Below are 22634 nucleotides of genomic sequence, written 5' to 3'. Positions count from 1 at the left end.
TCCTAACATTGCTAAATCAGATTAAATTTGCTTATCAAGACTAGGATCTGGTCAAACGCTCAATCATCTCCTTGTGCTCTAGATAGGTCGCCAGTAGATCTACCCTTTCAAATAATTCAAAATCCTCAAATTCAAAACCAGGAGCAACAAGACAAGAAACCAGAGCATAATCCTTATCAACTTCAAGAACTCCTCTCAGTTCTGAGGACACGGTAATGATTGATGCGACGGAAGTAAAAATCAATCGTCCTAAAAAAACAATTAGCGAATGATTCTGGTAAAAAGAAATGCCACGCTATGAAGGCTCAGGCGATTGTCACAAGCCAAGGGAGAATTGTTTCTTTGGAGATCACTGTGAACTATTGTCATGATATGAAGTTGTTCAAAACGAGTCGCAGAAATATCGGACAAGCTGGTAAAATCTTGGCTGACAGTGCTTATCAAGGGCTTATGAAGGTATATCCTCAAGCACAAACTCCACGTAAATCCAGCAAACTCAAGCCGCTAACAGCTGAAGAGAAAGCCTATAACCATGCGCTATCTAAGGAGAGAAGCAAGGTTGAGAACATCTTTGCCAAAGTAAAAACGTTTAAAATGTTTTCAACAACCTATCGAAATCATCGTAAACGCTTCGGATTACGAATGAATTTGATTGCTGGTATTATCAATCATGAACTAGGATTCTAGTTTTGCAGGAAGTCTATTATTTGGTTAGGTGAATTAGTGAAGCGTTTAGGCAAGTGTCTCTGGTTACGACGTAAAGAAACATAAATCGATAATATTTATGTTTCTTTACTAGTGAAGCGTCTAAGCAAATCCCTGATAGGATTTGGCGTTAGTTGCTTAGACTACTTTGCAATCAAGTAATTAAAAGATTACGACATGAACCAAATCAAATCGATATTATTTGGTTAGATGAATTAGTAAAGCGTTTAGACAAGTGTCTCTAGTTACGACGTCATGGTCTCTAAATCGATTATATTTAGAGACCATGACTAGTGAAGCAGTTAGCTAGTCCGCATATAAGCGGCTAGCGTCTAACAATTAGGAACTTTAGTTCCAATAATTTTAAGATTACGACGTTTTAGAACATAAATCGATCATATTTATGTCCTAAAACTAGTGAAGCGCCTAGCCAAATACCTGATAGGATTTAGCGTTAGTTACTTAGATTGCTTTGCAATCAAGTAACTTTGGCGATTTACATCTTCTCTGGCGCTTCTACTCCGAGCAAGCGAAGGGCTTCTTTGAGAACGACTGCGGTTGCGTAGCTGAGGGCTAGACGGCTGTCGCGTTCTGGGCTTTCATCCAAGATACGTGTATGTGCATAGTATTTGTTAAAGGATTGAGCTAGGTTAATTGCAAATTTAGCAATGATAGAAGGTTCAAAGTTATCTGCCGCACGGTTGATAATACGTGGGAAGTCTTGAATGAGTTTAATGATTTCCCAGCTTTCAGCATCATTCAAGCTATAGTTGCCAGCTGTTTCTGGTTTGAAATCCGCTTTGCGTAAGATCGATTGGATACGAGCGTAGGCGTATTGAACATAAGGTCCAGTTTCACCCTCGAAGGATACCATGGCCTCTAAGTCGAAGTCATATCCGTTTGTACGGTCAGTCTTGAGGTCATAGAACTTAATGGCTCCAACCCCAACAGCATGTGCTACCTGATCTTTATTTTCCAATTCAGGATTTTTTGCTTCAATTTGGGCTTTTGCACGACTAATAGCCTCTGCAACAGTGGGCTCTAGCAAGATGACATTCCCTTTACGGGTAGAGAGTTTTTTCCCTTCTTTTGTAACCAAACCAAAAGGAACATGAGTAATGTCGTCACTCCAATCGTAGCCCATCTCTTGCAAGACAGCTTTGAGCTGTTTAAAGTGGGCAGATTGCTCTTGACCAACTACGTAGATAGATTTAGCAAATTGGTATTCGTTTTTACGGTAAAGGGCTGCAGCCAAGTCACGTGTGATATAGAGAGTTGCACCATCAGATTTTTTGATAAGGGCTGGATGTTCAATTCCATATTTCTCAAGATTCACAACTTGGGCACCTTCTGATTCAACAAGAAGGCCTTTTTCAGAAAGAATGTCTACAACTGCATCCATCTTATCGTTGTAGAAGGCTTCTCCGTTATAGCTGTCAAAATCAACCTGCAATTCATTGTAAAGGCGGTTAAATTCCACCAAACTTTCATCACGGAACCATTGCCAGAGAGCGAGGGCTTCCTCATCTCCATTTTCCAGTTTACGGAACCATTCGCGTGCTTCTTCATCCAAGCTAGGGTCATTTTCAGCCTCAGCATTGATGCGGACATAGAGTTTAAGAAGTTCATCAATTGGATGAGCTTTTACAGCTTCTTCGTCGCCCCATTTTTTGTAGGCAACAATCAACATCCCAAACTGTTTACCCCAGTCTCCCAAGTGGTTGACCTTGACTGTTTGATAACCGATTTTTTGGAAAATATGTGACAAGCTATCTCCGATAACAGTTGAGCGTAGGTGGCCAATAGAGAATGGCTTAGCGATATTGGGACTAGACATATCGATAACAACATTTTCTTGTTTGCCAATAGTTTGATCAGCATAGTGTTCTTTTTCAGTGATAACAGCTTGCAATACTTGAGCAGAAATGGCAGATTTATCAAGGAAAAAGTTGACGTAAGGTCCTGTTGCAACAGCCTTTTCAAAGGCTTGGCTGTTAATTTTTTCAGCCAGTTCAGCCGCAATCATTTGAGGTGCTTTACGTTCGGCTTTTGCAAGAGAAAAAGCAGGGAAAGCAATGTCTCCCATTTCTGAGTTTTTAGGGGTTTCCAGTAAATTTAAAATAGCCTCTTGGTCCAGGCTATCAATGACGCTAGCCAATTCGCTAGCAATCAATTCTTTTGTATTCATTAAGAGCTCCTTTTTGGACTTTTCTACTATTTTATCACAATTTTAAAGAAAGAAGAAAAAATTTTTGAAATCTCCTATTTTTTTGGTATAATATAGTTATAAAAATAGTTATAAATATTCACATAAGAGGATTTTATGAGAAAAAGAGATCGTCATCAGTTAATAAAAAAAATGATTACTGAGGAGAAATTAAGTACACAAAAAGAAATTCAAGATCGGTTGGAGGCACACAATGTTTGTGTGACGCAGACAACCCTGTCTCGTGATTTGCGCGAAATCGGCTTGACCAAGGTCAAGAAAAATGATATGGTGTATTATGTACTAGCAAATGAGACAGAAAAGATTGATTTGGTGGAATTTTTGTCTCATCATTTAGAAGGTGTTGCAAGAGCAGAGTTTACCTTGGTGCTTCATACCAAACTGGGAGAAGCTTCTGTTTTGGCAAATATTGTAGATGCAAACAAGGATGAATGGATTTTAGGAACAGTTGCTGGTGCCAATACCTTATTGGTCATTTGTCGAGACCAGCACGTTGCCAAACTCATGGAAGATCGTTTGCTAGATTTGATGAAAGATAAGTAAGGTCTTGAGAGTTGCTCTCAAGACTTATTTTTGACAAGGAGAGACGGACAATGGCGACAGAAAAGCTATCACCTGGCATGCAACAGTATGTGGAGATTAAAAAGCAATATCCAGATGCGTTTTTGCTCTTTCGGATGGGTGATTTTTATGAATTATTTTATGAGGATGCGGTCAATGCTGCGCAGATTCTGGAAATTTCCTTAACGAGTCGCAACAAGAATGCCGACAATCCGATTCCTATGGCGGGTGTCCCCTATCATTCTGCCCAACAGTATATCGATGTCTTGATTGAGCAGGGCTATAAGGTGGCTATCGCAGAGCAGATGGAAGATCCTAAACAAGCGGTTGGGGTTGTGAAACGAGAAGTTGTTCAGGTTATTACGCCAGGGACAGTGGTCGATAGCAGTAAGCTGGACAGTCAGAATAATTTTTTGGTTGCCATAGACCGTGCTGGCAATCAATTTGGCCTAGCTTATATGGACCTGGTGACGGGTGACTTTTATGTGACAGGTCTTTTGGATTTCACGCTGGTTTGTGGGGAAATCCGCAATCTCAAGGCTCGAGAAGTGGTGCTGGGCTATGATTTGTCTGAGGAAGAGGAACAAATCCTCAGTCGCCAGATGAATCTGGTACTCTCTTATGAAAAAGAAAGCTTTGAAGACCTTCATTTACTGGATTCGCGATTGGCAGCTGTGGAGCAAGCGGCATCTAGTAAGTTGCTCCAGTATGTCCATCGAACCCAGATGAGGGAATTGAACCACCTCAAACCTGTTATCCGTTATGAAATCAAGGATTTCTTGCAGATGGATTATGCGACCAAGGCTAGTTTGGATTTGGTTGAGAATGCTCGTTCAGGTAAGAAGCAAGGCAGTCTTTTCTGGCTTTTGGATGAAACTAAAACAGCTATGGGTATGCGTCTGTTACGTTCTTGGATTCATCGTCCCTTGATTGATAAGGAACGAATCGTCCAACGTCAAGAGGTGGTGCAGGTCTTTCTCGACCATTTCTTTGAGCGCAGTGATTTGACAGACAGCCTCAAGGGTGTCTATGATATCGAACGCTTGGCTAGTCGTGTTTCTTTTGGAAAAACCAATCCCAAGGATCTCTTGCAGTTGGCGACCACCTTGTCTAGTGTGCCAAGGATTCGTGCGATTTTAGAAGGAATGGAGCAACCTGCTCTAGCTTATCTCATCGAACAACTGGATGGAATCCCTGAGTTAGAAAGTTTGATTAGCGCAGCGATTGCTCCTGAAGCTCCTCATGTGATTACAGATGGGGGAATTATCCGAACTGGATTTGATGAGACTTTAGACAAGTACCGTCGAGTTCTCAGAGAAGGGACTGGTTGGATTGCTGAAATTGAGGCTAAGGAGCGAGAAAACTCTGGTATTAGTACGCTCAAGATTGACTACAATAAAAAAGATGGCTATTATTTCCATGTGACCAATTCGCAACTAGGAAATGTGCCTGCTCACTTTTTCCGCAAGGCAACGCTGAAAAACTCAGAACGTTTTGGAACCGAAGAATTAGCCCGTATCGAGGGAGATATGCTGGAGGCGCGTGAGAAGTCAGCTAACCTAGAGTACGAAATTTTTATGCGTATTCGTGAAGAGGTCAGCAAGTACATCCAGCGTTTGCAGGCTCTAGCTCAAGGAATTGCGACAGTTGATGTCTTACAGAGTCTGGCGGTTGTGGCTGAAACCCAGCATTTGATTCGACCTGAATTCAGAGATGATTCGCGAATTGATATCCAGAAAGGGCGCCATGCTGTCGTTGAAAAGGTCATGGGGGCTCAGACCTATATTCCCAATACGATTCAGATGGCAGAAGATATTAGTATTCAACTGATTACAGGGCCAAACATGAGCGGGAAGTCAACCTACATGCGTCAGTTAGCCATGACGGCGGTTATGGCCCAGCTGGGTTCTTATGTGCCAGCGGAAAGCGCCCATTTACCGATTTTTGATGCCATTTTTACCCGTATCGGAGCAGCAGATGACTTGGTTTCAGGCCAATCAACCTTTATGGTGGAGATGATGGAGGCCAACAATGCTATTTCGCATGCAACAAAGAATTCCTTGATTCTCTTTGATGAGTTAGGACGGGGAACTGCAACTTATGACGGTATGGCTCTTGCTCAGTCCATCATCGAATATATCCATGAGCATATTGGAGCCAAGACCCTCTTTGCGACCCACTACCATGAGTTGACTAGTCTGGAGTCTAGTTTACAACATTTGGTCAATGTCCACGTGGCAACTTTGGAGCAGGATGGGCAGGTCACCTTCCTTCACAAGATTGAACCAGGACCAGCTGACAAATCCTACGGTATCCATGTTGCCAAGATTGCTGGCTTGCCAGCAGACCTTTTAGCAAGGGCGGATAAGATTTTGACTCAGTTAGAGAATCAAGGCACAAAAAATCCTACTCCCATGAGACAAACAAGTGCTGTCACTGAACAGATTTCACTCTTTGATACGACTGAAGAACATCCTATTCTAGCAGAATTGTCTAAACTGGATGTTTACAATATGACACCTATGCAGGCTATGAATGTCTTAGTAGAGTTAAAACAGAAACTATAAATCCAAGAATTGCTGATCATTCTAGCTGTATCAAGGATACTTCTTTGACAAGTCCCCACTTTTTTGCTAGAATAACATCACACAAACAGAATGAGAAGGAGCTGACAAATTGTCGCTCCCTTTTGTCTATTTTTTAAGGAGAAAGTATGCTAATTCAGAAAATAAAAACCTACAAGTGGCAGGCCTTGGCTTCGCTTCTGATGACAGGCTTGATGGTTGCTAGTTCACTTCTGCAACCGCGTTATCTGCAGGAAGTGTTAGACGCCCTCCTTGCTGGGGAATATGAAGCTATTTATAGTATCGGGGCTTGGTTGATTGGTGTGGCCTTGGTCGGTTTGGTTGCTGGTGGGCTTAATGTTATCCTTGCAGCCTATATTGCCCAAGGAGTTTCATCCGATCTTCGGGAGGATGCCTTCCGTAAAATCCAAACCTTTTCTTATGCCAATATTGAACAATTTAATGCGGGAAATCTAGTCGTTCGAATGACAAATGATATCAACCAGATTCAGAACGTCGTCATGATGACCTTCCAAATTCTTTTCAGACTTCCCCTCTTGTTCATCGGTTCGTTTATCCTTGCGGTTCAAACTTTGCCCTCTCTATGGTGGGTGATTGTTCTCATGGTAGTCTTGATTTTTGCTTTGACTGCTGTCATGATGGGAATGATGGGGCCTCGTTTTGCCAAGTTTCAAACCCTTCTTGAGCGCATCAATGCCATTGCCAAGGAAAATTTGCGTGGCGTTCGTGTGGTCAAGTCCTTTGTCCAAGAAAAAGAGCAGTTTGCTAAGTTTACGGAGGTTTCAGACGAGCTTCTTGGTCAAAACCTTTACATTGGTTATGCCTTTTCAGTAGTGGAACCTTTCATGATGTTGGTCGGTTATGGGGCAGTATTCCTCTCTATTTGGCTAGTTGCGGGGATGGTTCAGTCGGATCCGTCAGTTGTTGGCTCCATTGCATCCTTCGTCAATTACCTAAGCCAGATTATCTTTACCATTGTTATGGTTGGATTTTTGGGAAATTCTGTCAGTCGTGCTATGATTTCTATGCGTCGTATTCGAGAAATTCTTGACGCAGAGCCAGCCATGACCTTCAAGGATGTGCCAGATGAAGAGTTGGTTGGAAGTCTTAGCTTTGAAAATGTAACCTTTACCTATCCAATGGACAAGGAACCGATGCTGAAAGATGTGACCTTTACTATTGAACCTGGTCAAATGGTTGGTGTAGTTGGAGCGACTGGTGCAGGAAAATCAACCTTGGCTCAATTGATTCCACGTCTCTTTGATCCGCAAGAAGGCTCTATTAAAATCGGAGGTAAGGATATTCGAGAAGTGAGTGAAGGAACCCTGCGTAAAACTGTTTCTATCGTTCTTCAACGTGCCATTCTCTTCAGTGGAACCATTGCAGATAACTTGAGACAGGGTAAGGGAGATGCTACTCTATTTGAAATGGAACGCGCAGCTAATATTGCCCAGGCTAGTGAATTCATTCATCGTATGGAGAAAACCTTTGAAAGTCCAGTTGAGGAACGGGGAACCAATTTCTCTGGTGGGCAAAAACAAAGGATGTCGATTGCTCGTGGGATTGTCAGCGATCCACGTATTCTGATTTTTGACGATTCGACCTCAGCCTTGGATGCTAAGTCAGAGCGCCTGGTTCAGGAAGCCTTGAATAAGGACTTGAAGGGGACGACAACTATTATCATCGCGCAAAAGATTAGCTCGGTTGTCCATGCAGACAAAATCTTGGTACTGGATCAAGGACGATTGATTGGTCAAGGGACGCATACAGACTTGGTTGCCAACAATGCTGTTTACCGTGAAATCTATGAAACACAGAAAGGAAAGGAGGAGTAAAATGAAGACAGTTCAATTTTTTTGGAATTATTTTAAAGTCTATAAGCTATCATTTGTAGTTGTCATCCTGATGATTGTTCTGGCGACTCTTGCCCAAGCTCTCTTTCCGGTATATTCTGGACAAGCAGTGACGCAGCTAGCTAATTTAGTTCAAGCTTATCAAGATGGTAATCCAGAACTTGTTTGGCAGAGTCTATCAGGAATCATGGTCAATCTTGGTCTGCTGGTTTTGGTTCTATTTATCTCTAGTGTGATATACATGTGTCTTATGACGCGCGTGATTGCAGAATCGACCAACGAGATGCGCAAAGGCCTTTTTGGGAAGCTTGCGCGATTGACGGTTTCATTCTTTGACCGCCGACAAGATGGAGATATCCTGTCTCGTTTTACCAGTGATTTGGATAATATCCTCCAAGCCTTTAACGAGAGCTTGATTCAGGTCATGAGCAATATTGCTTTATACATTGGTTTGATTCTTGTCATGTTTTCGAGAAATGTGACGCTGGCCCTCATCACCATTGCCAGCACACCAGTTGCCTTCCTCATGCTGATTTTCATCGTAAAAATGGCACGCAAATACACCAACCTCCAGCAGAAAGAGGTAGGGAAGCTCAACGCCTATATGGATGAGAGTATCTCAGGCCAAAAAGCCGTGATTGTGCAAGGAATTCAAGAGGATATGATGGCAGGATTTCTTGAACAAAATGAGCGCGTACGCAAGGCAACCTTTAAAGGAAGAATGTTCTCAGGAATTCTGTTCCCTGTCATGAATGGGATGAGTCTGGTTAATACAGCTGTCGTCATCTTTGCTGGTTCATCTGTACTTTTGAATGATAAGACTATTGAAACAAGTACAGCCTTAGGTTTGATTGTTATGTTTGCCCAATTTTCACAGCAGTACTACCAGCCTATTATCCAAGTTGCAGCTAGTTGGGGAAGCCTTCAGTTAGCCTTTACGGGGGCTGAACGGATTCAGGAAATGTTTGACGCAGAGGAAGAAATCCGACCTGAAAAGGCTCCAATCTTCACTAAGTTGCAAGAAGGTGTTGAAATCAGTCACATTGATTTCTCATATTTGCCTGATAAACCTATTTTGAAAGATGTCAGCATTTCCGCTCCGAAAGGACAGATGACCGCGGTTGTTGGGCCGACGGGTTCAGGAAAAACCACTATTATGAACCTCATCAATCGCTTTTATGATGTTGATGCTGGTGGAATTTATTTTGATGGGAAAGATATTCGTGACTATGATTTAGATAGTCTCAGAAGTAAGGTCGGGATTGTCTTGCAAGATTCCGTTCTTTTTAGCGGAACCATTCGAGACAATATCCGTTTCGGTGTGCCAGATGCTAGTCAAGAAATGGTTGAGGCAGCAGCCAAGGCAACCCATATCCACGACTACATCGAAAGCTTGCCTGATAAGTACGATACTCTTATAGATGATGACCAGAGCATCTTCTCGACAGGGCAGAAACAATTGATTTCTATCGCTCGAACCCTGATGACAGATCCAGAAGTTCTCATTCTCGATGAAGCAACTTCAAACGTAGATACGGTGACAGAAAGTAAGATTCAGCATGCCATGGAGGCAGTTGTAGCAGGTAGAACTAGTTTTGTCATTGCCCACCGCTTGAAAACCATTCTCAATGCAGACCAGATTATTGTCCTTAAAGATGGAGAAGTCATTGAACGCGGTAGCCATCATGAACTCTTGAAACTAGGTGGATTCTACTCAGAACTCTATCACAATCAATTTGTCTTTGAATAAGAAAGAAGTTGTCCTATGGGGCAGCTTTTTCTTGTCCATAAAAAATATTTATCACATCCTTAAAAAAAACATATTAGACGAAAGTCATTTTGAGTGCTATGATAGGACTATCGTTAACATTCGAAAGGAGAGACATTATGGCTAGAACGGTTGTAGGAGTTGCTGCAAATCTATGTCCTGTAGACGCAGAAGGCAAAAACATTCATTCATCTGTATCTTGTAGATTCGCAGAGAGCATCCGTCAAGTCGGTGGTCTCCCTTTAGTCATTCCTGTTGGTGATGAGTCAGTTGTACGAGATTATGTGGAAATGATTGACAAACTCATCTTGACAGGTGGCCAAAATGTCCATCCTCAGTTTTATGGAGAGAAAAAGACCATCGAGAGCGATGATTACAATCTAGTACGTGATGAGTTTGAACTGGCCCTCTTGAAAGAAGCGCTTCGTCAGAATAAACCAATTATGGCAATCTGTCGCGGTGTTCAACTTGTCAATGTTGCCTTTGGTGGAACCCTAAATCAAGAAATCGAAGGTCACTGGCAAGGACTGCCTTTCGGAACATCTCACTCTATTGAGACAGTGGAAGGAAGCGTGGTGGCTAAGCTATTTGGAAAAGAAAGTCAGGTCAACTCCGTACATCGTCAGAGTATCAAAGATTTGGCACCTAATTTCCGTGTAACTGCTATTGATCCAAGAGACCAGACCATCGAAGCGATTGAGTCTATCGACGAGCACCGCATTATCGGTTTGCAGTGGCACCCAGAGTTTCTGGTTAATGAAGAGAATGGTAATTTAGAATTATTTGAGTATTTATTGAATGAACTGTAACGACTAGAACATCTAGTCGTTCTTTCTTTTATTTTTTCAAAATTTTTGGAATATGGGATTTTTACGCAAACGTTTGAATTCTGATAAAAATTGGAGAAATTCGACAAAAAAACTTGAAAAAAACGAAGGTAAGCGTTATGATAGAAAAGAAGAAATATTGGAGGAATAACATGTCACATATTAAATTTGATTATTCAAAAGTTTTAGACAAATTTGTTGCACCACATGAAGTGGAATACATGCAATCACAAGTAACAGCAGCAGATGAATTGATTCGTAAAGGAACTGGTGCTGGTAGCGACTTCTTGGGATGGTTGGACCTTCCTGAAAACTATGACCGCGAAGAATTTGACCGCATCTTGAAAGCTGCTGAGCAAATCAAATCAGACAGCGATGTTTTGGTTGTAATCGGTATTGGTGGATCTTACCTTGGTGCCAAAGCAGCAATCGATTTCTTGAACCATCACTTTGCTAACTTGCAAACAAAAGAAGAACGTAAAGCTCCACAAATCCTTTACGCAGGAAACTCAATCTCATCTACTTACCTTGCTGACTTGGTAGAGTATGTTGCAGACAAAGACTTCTCAGTAAACGTAATTTCTAAATCAGGTACAACAACTGAGCCAGCTATCGCTTTCCGTGTCTTCAAAGAACTCTTGGTTAAGAAATACGGACAAGAAGAAGCTAACAAACGTATCTATGCAACAACTGACCGCCAAAAAGGTGCTGTTAAGGTTGAAGCCGACGCTAACGGTTGGGAAACATTTGTGGTTCCAGATGATATCGGTGGACGCTTCTCAGTATTGACAGCAGTTGGTTTGCTTCCAATCGCAGCATCAGGAGCTGATATCAAAGCCCTTATGGAAGGTGCTAACGCAGCTCGCAAAGACTACACTTCAGACAAAATCTCTGAAAACGAAGCTTACCAATACGCAGCAGTTCGTAACATCCTTTACCGTAAAGGCTATGCAACTGAAATCTTGGTAAACTATGAGCCATCACTTCAGTACTTCTCAGAATGGTGGAAACAATTGGCTGGTGAATCAGAAGGAAAAGACCAAAAAGGTATCTACCCAACTTCAGCCAACTTCTCAACTGACTTGCACTCACTTGGTCAATTTATCCAAGAAGGAACTCGTATCATGTTTGAAACAGTTGTCCGTGTTGACAAACCTCGTAAAAACGTGATTATTCCTACATTGGAAGAAGACCTTGATGGACTTGGTTACCTTCAAGGAAAAGACGTTGACTTTGTAAACAAAAAAGCGACTGATGGTGTTCTTCTTGCCCACACAGATGGTGATGTACCAAACATGTACGTGACTCTTCCAGAGCAAGACGCTTTCACTCTTGGTTACACTATTTACTTCTTCGAATTGGCAATTGCCCTTTCTGGTTACTTGAATGCCATCAATCCATTTGACCAACCAGGTGTTGAAGCTTACAAACGTAACATGTTCGCCCTTCTTGGAAAACCAGGATTTGAAGAGCTCGGTGCAGAACTGAATGCACGTCTTTGATTCTCATATATGTTGAGCTAATTCAGAATAAAAAAGATCCACAAGTTCATTTCTTGTGGATTTTTAGTACAAGCCTTTTAATTAGTTTATCATTTTTTTGAACAGTGTAAAAAAGAGTGTCTTAATTCTTTTATGAAAGCGCTGTATAATTGCCTTGTAAATAAAACTTGAGAGGTATCAAAATGAATGATTGGTTAAATATAAAAGGCAAAACAGTTCTTGTGACGGGTGCGTCATCTGGGATCGGTAAGGCAATCGTTGAAGAATTGCTGGAATTAGGTGTCAATGTAGCGAATTTTGACCTTAGCGACAACGATTTGCGTCACCCGAATCTATTATTTGTAAAAGTTGATGTAACTTCTCGCTCTGAAGTAGAAGTAGGAGTCGCTAAAATAGTTGAAAGATTTGGCAATATTGATGCGGTGGTCAACAATGCGGGGATTAATGTCCCTAGATTATTAATTGATGCAGAAAATCCTAAAGGTCCTTACGAGTTAGACGATGAAACGTTTGAAAAAGTAACAATGATTAACCAAAAAGGTCTGTATTTGGTTAGCCAGGCAGTAGGCCGGATTCTGGTTCAAAATAGAAAAGGTGTAATTGTAAACATGGCTTCAGAAGCAGGCTTGGAAGGTTCTGAAGGACAAAGTGCCTATGCTGCCACGAAAGCAGCAGTCTATAGTTACACTCGTTCATGGGCGAAAGAGCTTGGTAAACATGGTGTACGTGTGGTTGGAATTGCTCCAGGAATTATGGAAGCTACGGGTCTTCGAACTCTTTCTTACGAGGAAGCTCTTGCTTATACCCGTGGAAAGACGGTAGAAGATATTCGAGCTGGTTATGCTTCAACTTCAACGACTCCATTGGGACGGAGTGGGAAACTACGGGAAGTAGCTGATCTTGTAGCGTTCTATATTTCAGACCGTTCTAGCTATATAACAGGTGTCACTACAAATATTGCCGGAGGTAAAACTCGCGGTTAAAAAAATGAAGGTGAGGAAGAGAGTTGACCTTAGTAAATCGATGGTATAACATTTTAGAAAAAATGGTCTCACAGCCAACTTATTTCTTGGTAGATATGCGCTCGGAGCTGGATATTAGTATGCAAACCTTGCAAAAGAGTATCCAACAATTAAATGATGTTTTGGCTCCTAATATCCAGATTATCTCACAAGATGATCAATTAATGTTAGAAGTGTATGACTATACAGAGTTGGAAAAGATTTTATCTGGTAGTTTAAAACAGGAGAGTGACTTCAATTCTTCCAGTAAAAGAATCGCCTATTTGCTAAAACGTTTAATTGAGTCAACCTCCCCTCTTCTTATTGACGATTTGGCTGAGGAAGTAGGTGTTAGTAGAAGTACCCTTAATAAGGATTTAAAACAAGTAAAATCTTTGGCAGAGAGTTACTCTATCACTATTTCAGGAAAGCCCAATCGTGGGCTGGAGGTCTTGGGGAGCGAGCTGAATTTGCGCTTGCTCTATATTCACCAAGTGGCTCCTTACTTTGAAGGAAGGACACTCACTGAGGCAACATCTTCTTTTCTGGAGACGCTAGTCCAGGATTATAAAATCCCTAAAGAAACACAGGAGCTCCTTCGAAAGACCCTTTCAATTATGGTGGATCGTATTCATACATCTAGGGTGTTGAATTGTCCTATTCCCTACTATAGGAATGATTTAACAGAGACACATTTGGCTGAGAAATTAATCTATCATATTGAGGTGACTTATAAGATTTCCCTCAGTCAGTTTGAGATAGACTTTTTGTGTTTTCCGTTTAATGTCCGTTTTATTGACACTTTAAGCAAGCCGTCTTATCAATCTGAACAGCTTGCATACATTTTTCAAGGGATTGTCAAGAAAGTCAAAGAAACTATGTTGGTTCACTTTGATGATGAAGAATTATTTGAAGAAATCAAGTCTCATTTAGGGTCCTTAATCAATCGACTGATTTTCCATGTGCAAGCTAATGATATATTTCATGGCGAGGTTCAAACTCAATATCCTTTTGCTTTTGAAATGGCGAAAATTGCTGGAGAAGAACTATCTACAATTTTTGGTTCTGAATTGGAATTATCTGAAATCGGATATCTGGCTTTGTATTTTGAAATGATTTTAAGAAAACAAAATTCTGCTGTTAAGGGTTCTCGCAAGCAGATAGCTGTGGTTTGCACAACAGGAAGAGGAACTGCTGCGATGATTATCCAGCAACTCAGACGAGTCATTGGAAATGATGTAGACATTACTCAGTATTCTGAAGAGGATTTTAATGTGGAATTGAATCAGGACTATTTCGCGATTTTTACGACAGTTCCTCTAAAATATAAAGATTCTAAATCTCCAGTCATTCAAGTTAATCATCTTTTTGATGATCAATGGCTGCAGGAAGAATGGCAGAAAGCCAATGCTTTTCATCAAAAAAATCTAGAAACAGTCAGCTTACGTTTTATTCGATTAAGCCCTCAAAAAACCTATCAGCAATACTTGCTAAATATGTCTGCGGAGTTAGAGAAACTTCAGATGATTGATGAAGGTTTTAGAAATCGGATAATTGATAGGGAGAAAAAGCAATCAACCATTTTTGGTGGAGGAATTGCGTTCCCCCATACAATTAACCAGGGTTATGCAAAGACTATTTTAATGTTCGGAAAACTAGAAGAGCCTTATCAAAAAGGAGATGAATGGATTGAATTTATCTTTCTAGTCGCCATACCCTCAGAAATTGAAAGAAAAATGGAAAGTGAATTGCTGGAATTGTATGACGACATTTTTCGAATTGCAGGAGAGCCTTCTCTAAAAGAAGCATTGAGGGCTGTAGAAACAGAGACAGAGTTTCTATCATTTTCTAAGAGCAAAGGAGTATTTTAATGAATTCGATAATAATTTTCGCTGTATTTGTCATGGCAGCTTATATATTTCAAATGTTCCTCGGCTGGCAGCAACTGAAAGACTTCAATAAGACCTATACGATGCTCCGGAAACTGGGGCGCGTAGCGATTGGCAGGAAATCCGGAAGAATCAAATTCGGTACGATTGTCATGTTCGCGGTTGATGAAAACGGTCGGGTTCTTAAAGCTAGCAAAATGCAAGGAGTCACAATCTTAGCGCGTTTTCAAAATATGGACGATTATGTTGGAGAAGACATCCATTATTTTGACAAGTATAATCCTCTTGTGAGAAAAGAAAATAAGTTGATGCAATCAGCTATAGAAGATGCTAGAAAAGTCTATCTTTGGCATGAGGCAGGTATTGAGAAAGAGACAAGTTCTTCTGATTCTTTTCTGGGATTCGGCTTTTATGCGGCTTACTTACAATTATCTATTAAACAGTTATTTAAAAAAAAATAAGAAAAGGAGTTCCTTATGAATTATATTACAGAATTTGCAGAGAGTTTTATGAAACTCTTCCAATTAGGTGGAGAAACCTTTATTAGCTGGATGACAAATATTGTACCTCTTGTCTTGATGCTATTGATTGCAATGAATACCCTTATCGCTTTCTTGGGAGAAGAGAAGGTCAATTCCCTAGCTAAGATTTCTGCCAAAAATCCTGTTAGCCGGTATATGATTTTACCTTTCATTTCAGCCTTTATGCTGGGGAATCCGATGGCGATTAGTATGGGACGTTTCTTACCAGAATATTATAAACCTAGTTTTGTAGCAGCTCAGATGCAGTTCTGCCATACTTCAAATGGTATATTCCCGCATATCAATCCTGGGGAGTTGTTTGTATGGGTGGGAATTGCAACAGGAATTCAAAATTTAGGTTTAAGTCAAACGGACTTAGCCATTCGTTACATGCTTGTTGGGATTGTCATGAACTTTGTAGGCGGTTGGGTAACCGATTTTACAACTGCTTATGTAGCAAAACAGCAAGGTGTTACCTTGAGTAAAACATTTGATTGATAGAAAGAGTGAAATTATGTCATATAAGAGTATAAAAGTTGTTAAAGGAAATGGTGGTTTCGGGGGCCCTTTGGTCATTACACCTAGTGAGGCTAAGCATAAATTCATCTATATCACTGGTGGCGGAGAAAAGCCAGATATTGTAGATAAAATTGCTGATTTGACCGGTATGGAAGCTGTTAACGGGTTTAAAACTTCTATCCCAGATGAGGAAATTGCTTTAGCAATCGTAGATTGCGGCGGTACTCTTCGCTGCGGTATTTATCCTAAAAAGGGGATCCCTACAATCAATATTGTCGCTACAGGGAAAAGTGGCCCTCTAGCTCAATATATCACCGAGGAAATCTATGTGTCAGCAGTTGGCCTTAATCAAATTTCTGCTGCTAATGAAGACGAAAAAGCGACAACTGTGGTAACTGAAAAGCCAACTTACGATACTAGTAAAAAAATTACAGAGCAAAAAGCTGAAACAAGTATTGTAGCACGAATTGGGATGGGCGCTGGGAAGGTCGTTGCGACTTTCAACCAGGCTGCTCGTGAAGCCATTCAGACAATGCTCAATACAATCATTCCTTTCATGGCCTTTGTTTCCTTGCTGATTGGGGTTATTCAAGGTTCAGGTGTTGGAAATTGGCTGGCAAAATTAATGGTTCCCCTGGCGGGGAACATCTGGGGGCTCATTTTGATTGGCTTTATCTGTTCCTTGCCATTCCTATCTCCTTTGTTAGGCCCCGGAGCTGTTATCAGTCAGATTATCGGAACCTTAATTGGAGTCGAAATCGGAAAAGGAAATATTCCACCCCAAATGGCTCTACCAGCTATATTTGCTATCAACACCCAAAACGGTTGTGATTTCATCCCTGTAGCACTCGGTCTATCTGAAGCCAAAGCTGAAACAGTTGAGGTTGGTGTTCCTTCTGTACTTTATTCACGCTTTCTAAATGGTGTTCCGCGGGTGCTAGTAGCTTGGATAGCTAGTATTGGCCTTTATCAGTAGAACTTTGATAGATGCACGTAAACACAGCAACTATTATGTTAAACTTATCTATAAGCATAAGTTTATGACAGATTTGAGAAAGGATGAATAGGAATTAGATGAAGAAAATTTTTGAAGCTAAAGTAATTCAAGTGGGGCTTGAAGCTCAGAATATGATTCAAGACGCTAATATGCTCATTTTATTTGGAGAAGAAGCTCCGGAAGATTTAGCAGAGTATTGTTTTAAAATCGATAACAAAAATCTTCTAGGTGCAATACTAGAAGGTGGAAAGCTGGTCGTAGATAGTCAGGAATATTCGATTACTGCCGTAGGAAATGTAGTAGAAAAAAATTTAACTGGACTGGGGCATATCACGATTTCTTTTGATGGTTCAAAAGAGGGGAGCCTTCCTGGTACACTCCATGTCGCAGCAGACCAAGCAGTAGTACTTGAGAAAGGTTCTACCATTCAGATTTTCGAAGCTGCCTAAGTAAGATAAAATATCTAATTAAGAATACTAGAAAAATAAGAGTCTAAAAACTTGAATCAGAGCCTGGGCAAAAAGTCCAGGCTTTTGAGTCTAAATTTAAAAAAACAGATAACTTAGTGGTTGATTGGCATCTTCCTTCGCTTTGTAAGTCCCAAAGATTGCCTGATCAACTGTGCGGGGGGAGGTGGAAGACGAACTTTTTAACTTGTTTGAAGTTCTTTCCCACTCTCTTTTTTGATAGGAAAAATAATTTATATTATAATATTGTGAAATTTGTCATTGTTTTTCAATGTTTTCGCAATATGACAAATCAACAAAATTTATAAGGAGAAAAGCATGCCAGAATAAGACGGTCAAGGTCAAGCGCAAAGGGCTTGGCAAGTCAATCAAACTAGCCAGCCAGTGCAAGGGAATTTCCAGCAGATGCATCTACAAGGGGTGCCTGAACAGAAGGGAAAGACCAAAAAGGTATCTACCCAACTTCAGCCAACTTCTCAACTGACTTGCACTCACTTGGTCAATTTATCCAAGAAGGAACTCGTATCATGTTTGAAACAGTTGTCCGTGTTGACAAACCTCGCAAGAACGTGATTATTCCTAGCTTGGAAGAAGACCTTGATGGACTTGGTTACCTTCAAGGAAAAGACGTTGACTTTGTAAACAAAAAAGCGACTGACGGTGTTCTTCTTGCCCACACAGATGGTGACGTACCAAACATGTACGTGACTCTTCCAGAGCAAGATGCTTTCACTCTTGGTTACACTATCTACTTCTTCGAATTGGCTATCGCCCTTTCTGGTTACTTGAATGCTATCAACCCATTTGACCAACCAGGTGTTGAAGCCTACAAACGTAACATGTTCGCCCTTCTTGGAAAACCAGGATTTGAAGAATTGAGCAAAGAACTTAACGCACGTCTATAATAGAAGAAAAGAGTGGTTTGTCCACTCTTTTTACTCTCTTTATCCATAGAAATTGGACTCAGCCAAGACTTGTGATATAATATAGAGAGCAAAAAGGCAGACGCCTAGAGACTTTATAGGAGAAACTATGTCAAAAGATATCCGCGTACGTTACGCACCAAGTCCAACAGGACTACTACACATCGGTAATGCCCGTACAGCATTGTTCAACTACCTTTACGCACGTCATCATGGTGGAACTTTTATTATCCGTATTGAAGATACTGACCGTAAACGACATGTCGAAGATGGTGAACGTTCACAGCTTGAAAACCTTCGTTGGTTGGGCATGGATTGGGATGAAAGTCCAGAAACACATGAAAACTACCGTCAGTCTGAGCGTTTGGACTTGTATCAAAAATACATTGACCAACTATTAGCTGAAGGAAAAGCTTACAAATCTTATGTTACAGAAGAAGAATTAGCGGCTGAACGCGAACGCCAAGAAGCAGCTGGTGAAACACCTCGCTACGTAAATGAATACCTTGGCATGAGTGAAGAGGAAAAAGCGACTTACATCTCAGAACGTGAAGCAGCAGGAATCATCCCAACGGTTCGTTTGGCTGTCAATGAGTCAGGTATCTACAAGTGGCATGATATGGTTAAAGGCGATATTGAATTTGAAGGTGGCAATATTGGTGGTGACTGGGTTATCCAAAAGAAAGACGGTTACCCAACTTACAACTTTGCCGTTGTCATCGATGACCATGATATGCAAATCTCCCATGTTATCCGTGGAGACGACCACATTGCCAACACACCAAAACAGCTCATGGTTTATGAAGCCCTTGGTTGGGAAGCTCCAGAGTTCGGTCACATGACCTTGATTATCAATTCTGAAACTGGTAAGAAGTTATCTAAACGTGATACTAATACTCTTCAGTTTATCGAAGACTACCGTAAAAAAGGTTATTTACCAGAAGCAGTCTTTAACTTTATTGCTCTTCTTGGTTGGAACCCAGGTGGCGAAGATGAGATTTTCTCTCGTGAGGAACTCATTAAACTTTTCGATGAAAACCGCCTCAGCAAGTCTCCAGCAGCCTTTGACCAGAAAAAACTAGACTGGATGAGCAATGATTATATCAAGAATGCAGATTTAGAAACCATCTTTGAAATGGCAAAACCATTCCTAGAAGAAGCAGGACGTTTAACTGACAAAGCTGAAAAACTAGTTGAGCTCTATAAACCACAAATGAAATCAGTAGATGAAATTATTCCATTGACAGATCTTTTCTTCTCAGATTTCCCAGAATTGACAGAAGCAGAGCGCGAAGTCATGGCAGGTGAAACAGTCCCAACAGTTCTTGAAGCCTTCAAAGCAAAACTTGAAGCAATGACAGATGATGAATTTGTGACAGAAAATATCTTCCCACAAATTAAAGCAGTCCAAAAAGAAACAGGTATTAAAGGGAAAAATCTTTTCATGCCTATTCGTATCGCTGTTTCAGGTGAAATGCATGGTCCAGAGTTGCCAGATACGATCTTCTTGTTAGGCCGTGAAAAATCAATCCAGCATATCGAAAATATGTTAAAGGAAATCTCTAAATAAGGAGGATGCAACAATGGACATCTGGGAAAAGATGTATGAAGAAGCACAGAAGCTATACAATCCACATGAAGTATCAGACTTTGTTTATGCTAATCATGTTGTAGCTGCAGTAGAAGCAGAAGATGGACAAATATTTACAGGATTCTGTATGGAGGGAACCTGTGGTGTGTTCCATCTCTGCGCAGAGCGGGCAGCACTCTTCAATATGTACCAATTTTCAGGACAAACTAAGGTTAAAAAAGTATTAGCCTTTCGAGACAAACCACCTTATGGTGGAAGTTCAGGAATGCCCTGTGGAGCTTGCAGAGAATTTCTCTTGGAGTTGAACGCTGAAAATAAAGATGCAGAAGTCATGATGGACTATGATACAAGAAAAACAGTTAAAGTCGCAGAACTAATGCCCTATTGGTGGGGAGAAGAACGTGCTTCTAAGTTTAATGAATAATAGAAGAGTCAGTACAATTCTGGCTCTTTTTACTATAATTTGAAAAACTGTACTTGAAAAGAATTGAAAAATTGAAAAAATGAAAAAAGTTTAAAAAAGTAGAAAATCTAATTGCTACTGCTATTTCCGGTGGTGTGGCAGGCATTGGTAATTTGGTAAAGAAAAAAGGATTGGCAGTTGCTAAAGCTACTTTAAGTAGGGTAGCTAAAAAAGCTGCTATTTGTTTAGGCATTTATAGCAATCGGTTAGCTGAACTTCTTGAACGTATATTTGATTATATTAACATTTTCTACAATGTAGGTTATGCGGTAGCTCAATGGGTTGATGCTAGGGATGTATATCCAAATAATGGACGGATTAATTTCTGGGCTTAAATCTATGTGTAAGATTTTATTATCTTCGTTTTTGTTTGTTTTCTTATTTCATTTGCTAGCACATTACATTTTTGGATTTGATCAGTTGAGTGTTACCCAATTATTATTATCTTCGATTTTTGTTGCAGGTATCAGAAAAATTGGAGATGAGTCATAAGAGGGAAAGCAGAAGTTAGAGACTAGCTTCTGCTTTTTTATCTACATTGCTTTACCGGTAAATAAAAAAGTTAAAAATATCACAAAAAATCTTGAACAAGCAAATGAAAAGGTTTACAATTATATTATAAATAGTACATTTAAAAAACGGAGGAGTGCTTTATGAAAGCCTATACTTATGTTAAACCAGGACTTGCTTCTTTTGTTGATGTAGACAAACCAGTTATTCGCAAGCCAACAGACGCTATTGTGCGTATCGTAAAAACCACTATTTGTGGAACAGACCTCCATATTATCAAAGGGGATGTCCCTGCTTGCCAAAGTGGTACCATTCTTGGTCACGAAGGGATTGGGATTGTGGAAGAAGTTGGAAAAGGAGTTTCGAACTTCAAAAAAGGCGATAAGGTCTTGATTTCTTGTGTCTGTGCCTGTGGTAAATGCTACTACTGTAAAAAAGGAATTTATGCCCACTGTGAAGACGAAGGGGGCTGGATTTTTGGTCACTTGATTGATGGTATGCAGGCTGAGTATCTACGTGTCCCTCATGCAGATAACACTCTTTACCACACTCCAGAAGACTTGTCAGATGAAGCCTTGGTTATGCTATCAGACATTCTGCCTACTGGGTATGAAATTGGTGTCTTGAAAGGAAAAGTAGAACCTGGTTGTAGCGTAGCTATTATTGGTTCAGGACCAGTTGGATTGGCTGCACTTTTGACAGCTCAATTCTATTCACCAGCTAAATTGATTATGGTGGACTTAGACGATAACCGCTTGGAAACTGCTGTATCATTTGGTGCGACTCATAAGATTAATTCTTCAGACCCTGAAAAAGCCATTAAAGAAATTTATGATTTGACAGATGGCCGTGGTGTAGATGTCGCTATCGAAGCTGTTGGTATTCCTGCAACATTTGATTTCTGTCAAAAGATTATCGGTGTAGACGGAACAGTTGCCAACTGTGGTGTACATGGTAAACCAGTCGAATTCGATTTGGACAAACTTTGGATTCGCAACATCAATGTAACAACTGGTTTGGTATCTACAAATACAACTCCACAATTGTTGAAAGCTCTTGAAAGTCATAAGATTGAACCAGAAAAATTGGTAACTCACTATTTCAAACTCAGTGAAATTGAAAAAGCCTATGAAGTCTTCAGTCAGGCAGCAGACCACCATGCAATTAAGGTCATCATCGAAAACGATATTTCTGAAGCATAGGTAGTAAAAAGATTTTGGAACACAAGCAAATAGAAATTCAGTCATCCATCAGATGGCTGGATTTTTTATCAAGAAATTAAGAAATGAGCATATTTCTTTCCTTGTTTAGCGGAATTGGTTATAATATACGGTACAAAGGAATGAATGAATATGTATCGTGTTATAGAAATGTACGGAGATTTTGAACCCTGGTGGTTCTTAGAAGGTTGGGAAGAAGATATTGTAGCTAGTAAGAAATTTGACCAGTATTATGATGCTCTCAAATACTACAAAACTTGCTGGTTTAGATTGGAACAAGAATCCCCTCTTTATAAAAGTAGAAGTGATTTGATGACCATTTTTTGGGACCCAGAAGACCAACGCTGGTGTGATGAATGTGATGACTATTTACAACAATACCATTCTTTGGCTCTTTTACAGGATGAGCAGGTTATCCCAGATGAAAAACTACGCCCAGGCTATGAAAAACAAACAGGTAAGGAAAGGCACCGTTCTTGCCGTATGAAATTAAAATAGAGAAAAA

The 22634-nt window shown here is 40.4% G+C and carries 18 protein-coding genes and 3 pseudogenes; 19 read left to right on the top strand and 2 right to left on the bottom strand.

Going from position 1 to position 22634, the window contains the following annotated elements; all coding sequences use genetic code 11:
* Window positions 1-40: 40 nt before the first annotated feature.
* Window positions 41-181 (bottom strand): annotated as a pseudogene (locus HT719_RS01250) (cupin domain-containing protein); the annotation flags it as partial.
* On the opposite strand from HT719_RS01250, the pseudogene HT719_RS01245 reads away from it, so the two are divergent.
* Window positions 174-687 (top strand): annotated as a pseudogene (locus tag HT719_RS01245) (transposase); the annotation flags it as partial. The pseudogenes HT719_RS01250 and HT719_RS01245 sit on opposite strands and share 8 nt — an antisense overlap.
* Window positions 688-1201: 514 nt before the next feature.
* Here the strand turns inward: HT719_RS01245 and argS are convergent.
* Window positions 1202-2893: an arginine--tRNA ligase gene (gene argS, locus HT719_RS01240; protein WP_172927966.1), complete on the bottom strand. Its 1692-nt coding sequence runs from the start codon at window positions 2891-2893 to the stop codon at window positions 1202-1204.
* Between the two features lie 135 nt (window positions 2894-3028).
* On the opposite strand from argS, the gene argR reads away from it, so the two are divergent.
* The 18 genes and pseudogenes from argR (at window position 3029) to HT719_RS01150 (ending at window position 22627) form a co-directional block, all read left to right on the top strand.
* On the top strand, window positions 3029-3475 hold the full coding sequence (argR, locus tag HT719_RS01235; protein ID WP_023939905.1) for an arginine repressor: 447 nt from the start codon (window positions 3029-3031) through the stop codon (window positions 3473-3475).
* 50 nt (window positions 3476-3525) lie between these two features.
* Window positions 3526-6060, top strand: a complete 2535-nt coding sequence (mutS, locus tag HT719_RS01230) for a DNA mismatch repair protein MutS (protein WP_172927964.1) — start codon at window positions 3526-3528, stop codon at window positions 6058-6060.
* 146 nt (window positions 6061-6206) lie between these two features.
* Window positions 6207-7913, top strand: a complete 1707-nt coding sequence (gene patA, locus HT719_RS01225) for a multidrug efflux ABC transporter subunit PatA (protein ID WP_125451560.1) — start codon at window positions 6207-6209, stop codon at window positions 7911-7913.
* 1 nt (window position 7914) lies between these two features.
* On the top strand, window positions 7915-9681 hold the full coding sequence (patB, locus tag HT719_RS01220; RefSeq protein WP_172927962.1) for a multidrug efflux ABC transporter subunit PatB: 1767 nt from the start codon (window positions 7915-7917) through the stop codon (window positions 9679-9681).
* Between the two features lie 137 nt (window positions 9682-9818).
* Complete coding sequence (locus tag HT719_RS01215) at window positions 9819-10508, top strand: gamma-glutamyl-gamma-aminobutyrate hydrolase family protein (protein ID WP_049524749.1); 690 nt, start codon at window positions 9819-9821, stop codon at window positions 10506-10508.
* Window positions 10509-10678: 170 nt separating this feature from the next.
* On the top strand, window positions 10679-12028 hold the full coding sequence (locus HT719_RS01210) for a glucose-6-phosphate isomerase (protein WP_172927961.1): 1350 nt from the start codon (window positions 10679-10681) through the stop codon (window positions 12026-12028).
* Between the two features lie 182 nt (window positions 12029-12210).
* Window positions 12211-13011 (top strand): SDR family oxidoreductase, encoded by an 801-nt coding sequence (locus tag HT719_RS01205; RefSeq protein ID WP_023934055.1) that lies wholly within the window; start codon window positions 12211-12213, stop codon window positions 13009-13011.
* 62 nt (window positions 13012-13073) lie between these two features.
* Window positions 13074-14900 (top strand): PTS sugar transporter subunit IIA, encoded by a 1827-nt coding sequence (locus HT719_RS01200; RefSeq protein ID WP_080673552.1) that lies wholly within the window; start codon window positions 13074-13076, stop codon window positions 14898-14900.
* Window positions 14900-15379: a transcriptional regulator GutM gene (locus HT719_RS01195; protein WP_172927960.1), complete on the top strand. Its 480-nt coding sequence runs from the start codon at window positions 14900-14902 to the stop codon at window positions 15377-15379. Before HT719_RS01200 ends, HT719_RS01195 begins: the two co-directional genes overlap by 1 nt.
* Before the next feature lie 15 nt (window positions 15380-15394).
* Window positions 15395-15937 (top strand): PTS glucitol/sorbitol transporter subunit IIC, encoded by a 543-nt coding sequence (locus HT719_RS01190; protein ID WP_172927959.1) that lies wholly within the window; start codon window positions 15395-15397, stop codon window positions 15935-15937.
* Window positions 15938-15953: 16 nt separating this feature from the next.
* A complete protein-coding gene (locus HT719_RS01185) occupies window positions 15954-16934 on the top strand; it encodes a PTS glucitol/sorbitol transporter subunit IIB (RefSeq protein WP_020992831.1) in 981 nt (326 codons plus the stop codon).
* 98 nt (window positions 16935-17032) lie between these two features.
* A complete protein-coding gene (locus HT719_RS01180; protein ID WP_023935311.1) occupies window positions 17033-17404 on the top strand; it encodes a PTS glucitol/sorbitol transporter subunit IIA in 372 nt (123 codons plus the stop codon).
* 446 nt (window positions 17405-17850) lie between these two features.
* Window positions 17851-18327, top strand: a pseudogene (gene pgi, locus HT719_RS01175) (glucose-6-phosphate isomerase); the annotation flags it as partial.
* Between the two features lie 127 nt (window positions 18328-18454).
* On the top strand, window positions 18455-19915 hold the full coding sequence (gene gltX, locus HT719_RS01170) for a glutamate--tRNA ligase (RefSeq protein WP_172927958.1): 1461 nt from the start codon (window positions 18455-18457) through the stop codon (window positions 19913-19915).
* 13 nt (window positions 19916-19928) lie between these two features.
* Window positions 19929-20360, top strand: coding sequence for a cytidine deaminase (locus tag HT719_RS01165; RefSeq protein ID WP_172927957.1), 432 nt, complete (start codon window positions 19929-19931; stop codon window positions 20358-20360).
* Window positions 20361-20494: 134 nt separating this feature from the next.
* Entirely contained in the window at window positions 20495-20734 is a 240-nt protein-coding gene (locus HT719_RS01160) for a hypothetical protein (RefSeq protein ID WP_172927955.1), read from the top strand.
* A gap of 318 nt (window positions 20735-21052) precedes the next feature.
* Complete coding sequence (locus tag HT719_RS01155; protein ID WP_172922105.1) at window positions 21053-22111, top strand: zinc-dependent alcohol dehydrogenase family protein; 1059 nt, start codon at window positions 21053-21055, stop codon at window positions 22109-22111.
* Between the two features lie 150 nt (window positions 22112-22261).
* On the top strand, window positions 22262-22627 hold the full coding sequence (locus HT719_RS01150) for a DUF1033 family protein (protein ID WP_050391249.1): 366 nt from the start codon (window positions 22262-22264) through the stop codon (window positions 22625-22627).
* The last annotated feature ends 7 nt before the right edge of the window (window positions 22628-22634 follow it).

Origin of the sequence: Streptococcus sp. k-378, from assembly GCF_013277505.1 — a bacterium.
Classification (GTDB): Bacteria; Bacillota; Bacilli; order Lactobacillales; family Streptococcaceae; genus Streptococcus; species Streptococcus pseudopneumoniae.
This window is presented reverse-complemented; position numbering and strand designations above follow the sequence as displayed.

Excerpts from the sequence above, each read along its gene's own strand:
- argS (WP_172927966.1), bottom strand. The coding sequence starts at position 2,893 with ATGAATACAAAAGAATTGATTGCTAGCGAATTGGCTAGCGTCATTGAT.
- argR (WP_023939905.1), top strand. The coding sequence starts at position 3,029 with ATGAGAAAAAGAGATCGTCATCAGTTAATAAAAAAAATGATTACTGAG.
- mutS (WP_172927964.1), top strand. The coding sequence starts at position 3,526 with ATGGCGACAGAAAAGCTATCACCTGGCATGCAACAGTATGTGGAGATT.
- patA (WP_125451560.1), top strand. The coding sequence starts at position 6,207 with ATGCTAATTCAGAAAATAAAAACCTACAAGTGGCAGGCCTTGGCTTCG.
- patB (WP_172927962.1), top strand. The coding sequence starts at position 7,915 with ATGAAGACAGTTCAATTTTTTTGGAATTATTTTAAAGTCTATAAGCTA.
- HT719_RS01215 (WP_049524749.1), top strand. The coding sequence starts at position 9,819 with ATGGCTAGAACGGTTGTAGGAGTTGCTGCAAATCTATGTCCTGTAGAC.
- HT719_RS01210 (WP_172927961.1), top strand. The coding sequence starts at position 10,679 with ATGTCACATATTAAATTTGATTATTCAAAAGTTTTAGACAAATTTGTT.
- HT719_RS01205 (WP_023934055.1), top strand. The coding sequence starts at position 12,211 with ATGAATGATTGGTTAAATATAAAAGGCAAAACAGTTCTTGTGACGGGT.
- HT719_RS01200 (WP_080673552.1), top strand. The coding sequence starts at position 13,074 with ATGGTCTCACAGCCAACTTATTTCTTGGTAGATATGCGCTCGGAGCTG.
- HT719_RS01195 (WP_172927960.1), top strand. The coding sequence starts at position 14,900 with ATGAATTCGATAATAATTTTCGCTGTATTTGTCATGGCAGCTTATATA.
- HT719_RS01190 (WP_172927959.1), top strand. The coding sequence starts at position 15,395 with ATGAATTATATTACAGAATTTGCAGAGAGTTTTATGAAACTCTTCCAA.
- HT719_RS01185 (WP_020992831.1), top strand. The coding sequence starts at position 15,954 with ATGTCATATAAGAGTATAAAAGTTGTTAAAGGAAATGGTGGTTTCGGG.
- HT719_RS01180 (WP_023935311.1), top strand. The coding sequence starts at position 17,033 with ATGAAGAAAATTTTTGAAGCTAAAGTAATTCAAGTGGGGCTTGAAGCT.
- gltX (WP_172927958.1), top strand. The coding sequence starts at position 18,455 with ATGTCAAAAGATATCCGCGTACGTTACGCACCAAGTCCAACAGGACTA.
- HT719_RS01165 (WP_172927957.1), top strand. The coding sequence starts at position 19,929 with ATGGACATCTGGGAAAAGATGTATGAAGAAGCACAGAAGCTATACAAT.
- HT719_RS01155 (WP_172922105.1), top strand. The coding sequence starts at position 21,053 with ATGAAAGCCTATACTTATGTTAAACCAGGACTTGCTTCTTTTGTTGAT.
- HT719_RS01150 (WP_050391249.1), top strand. The coding sequence starts at position 22,262 with ATGTATCGTGTTATAGAAATGTACGGAGATTTTGAACCCTGGTGGTTC.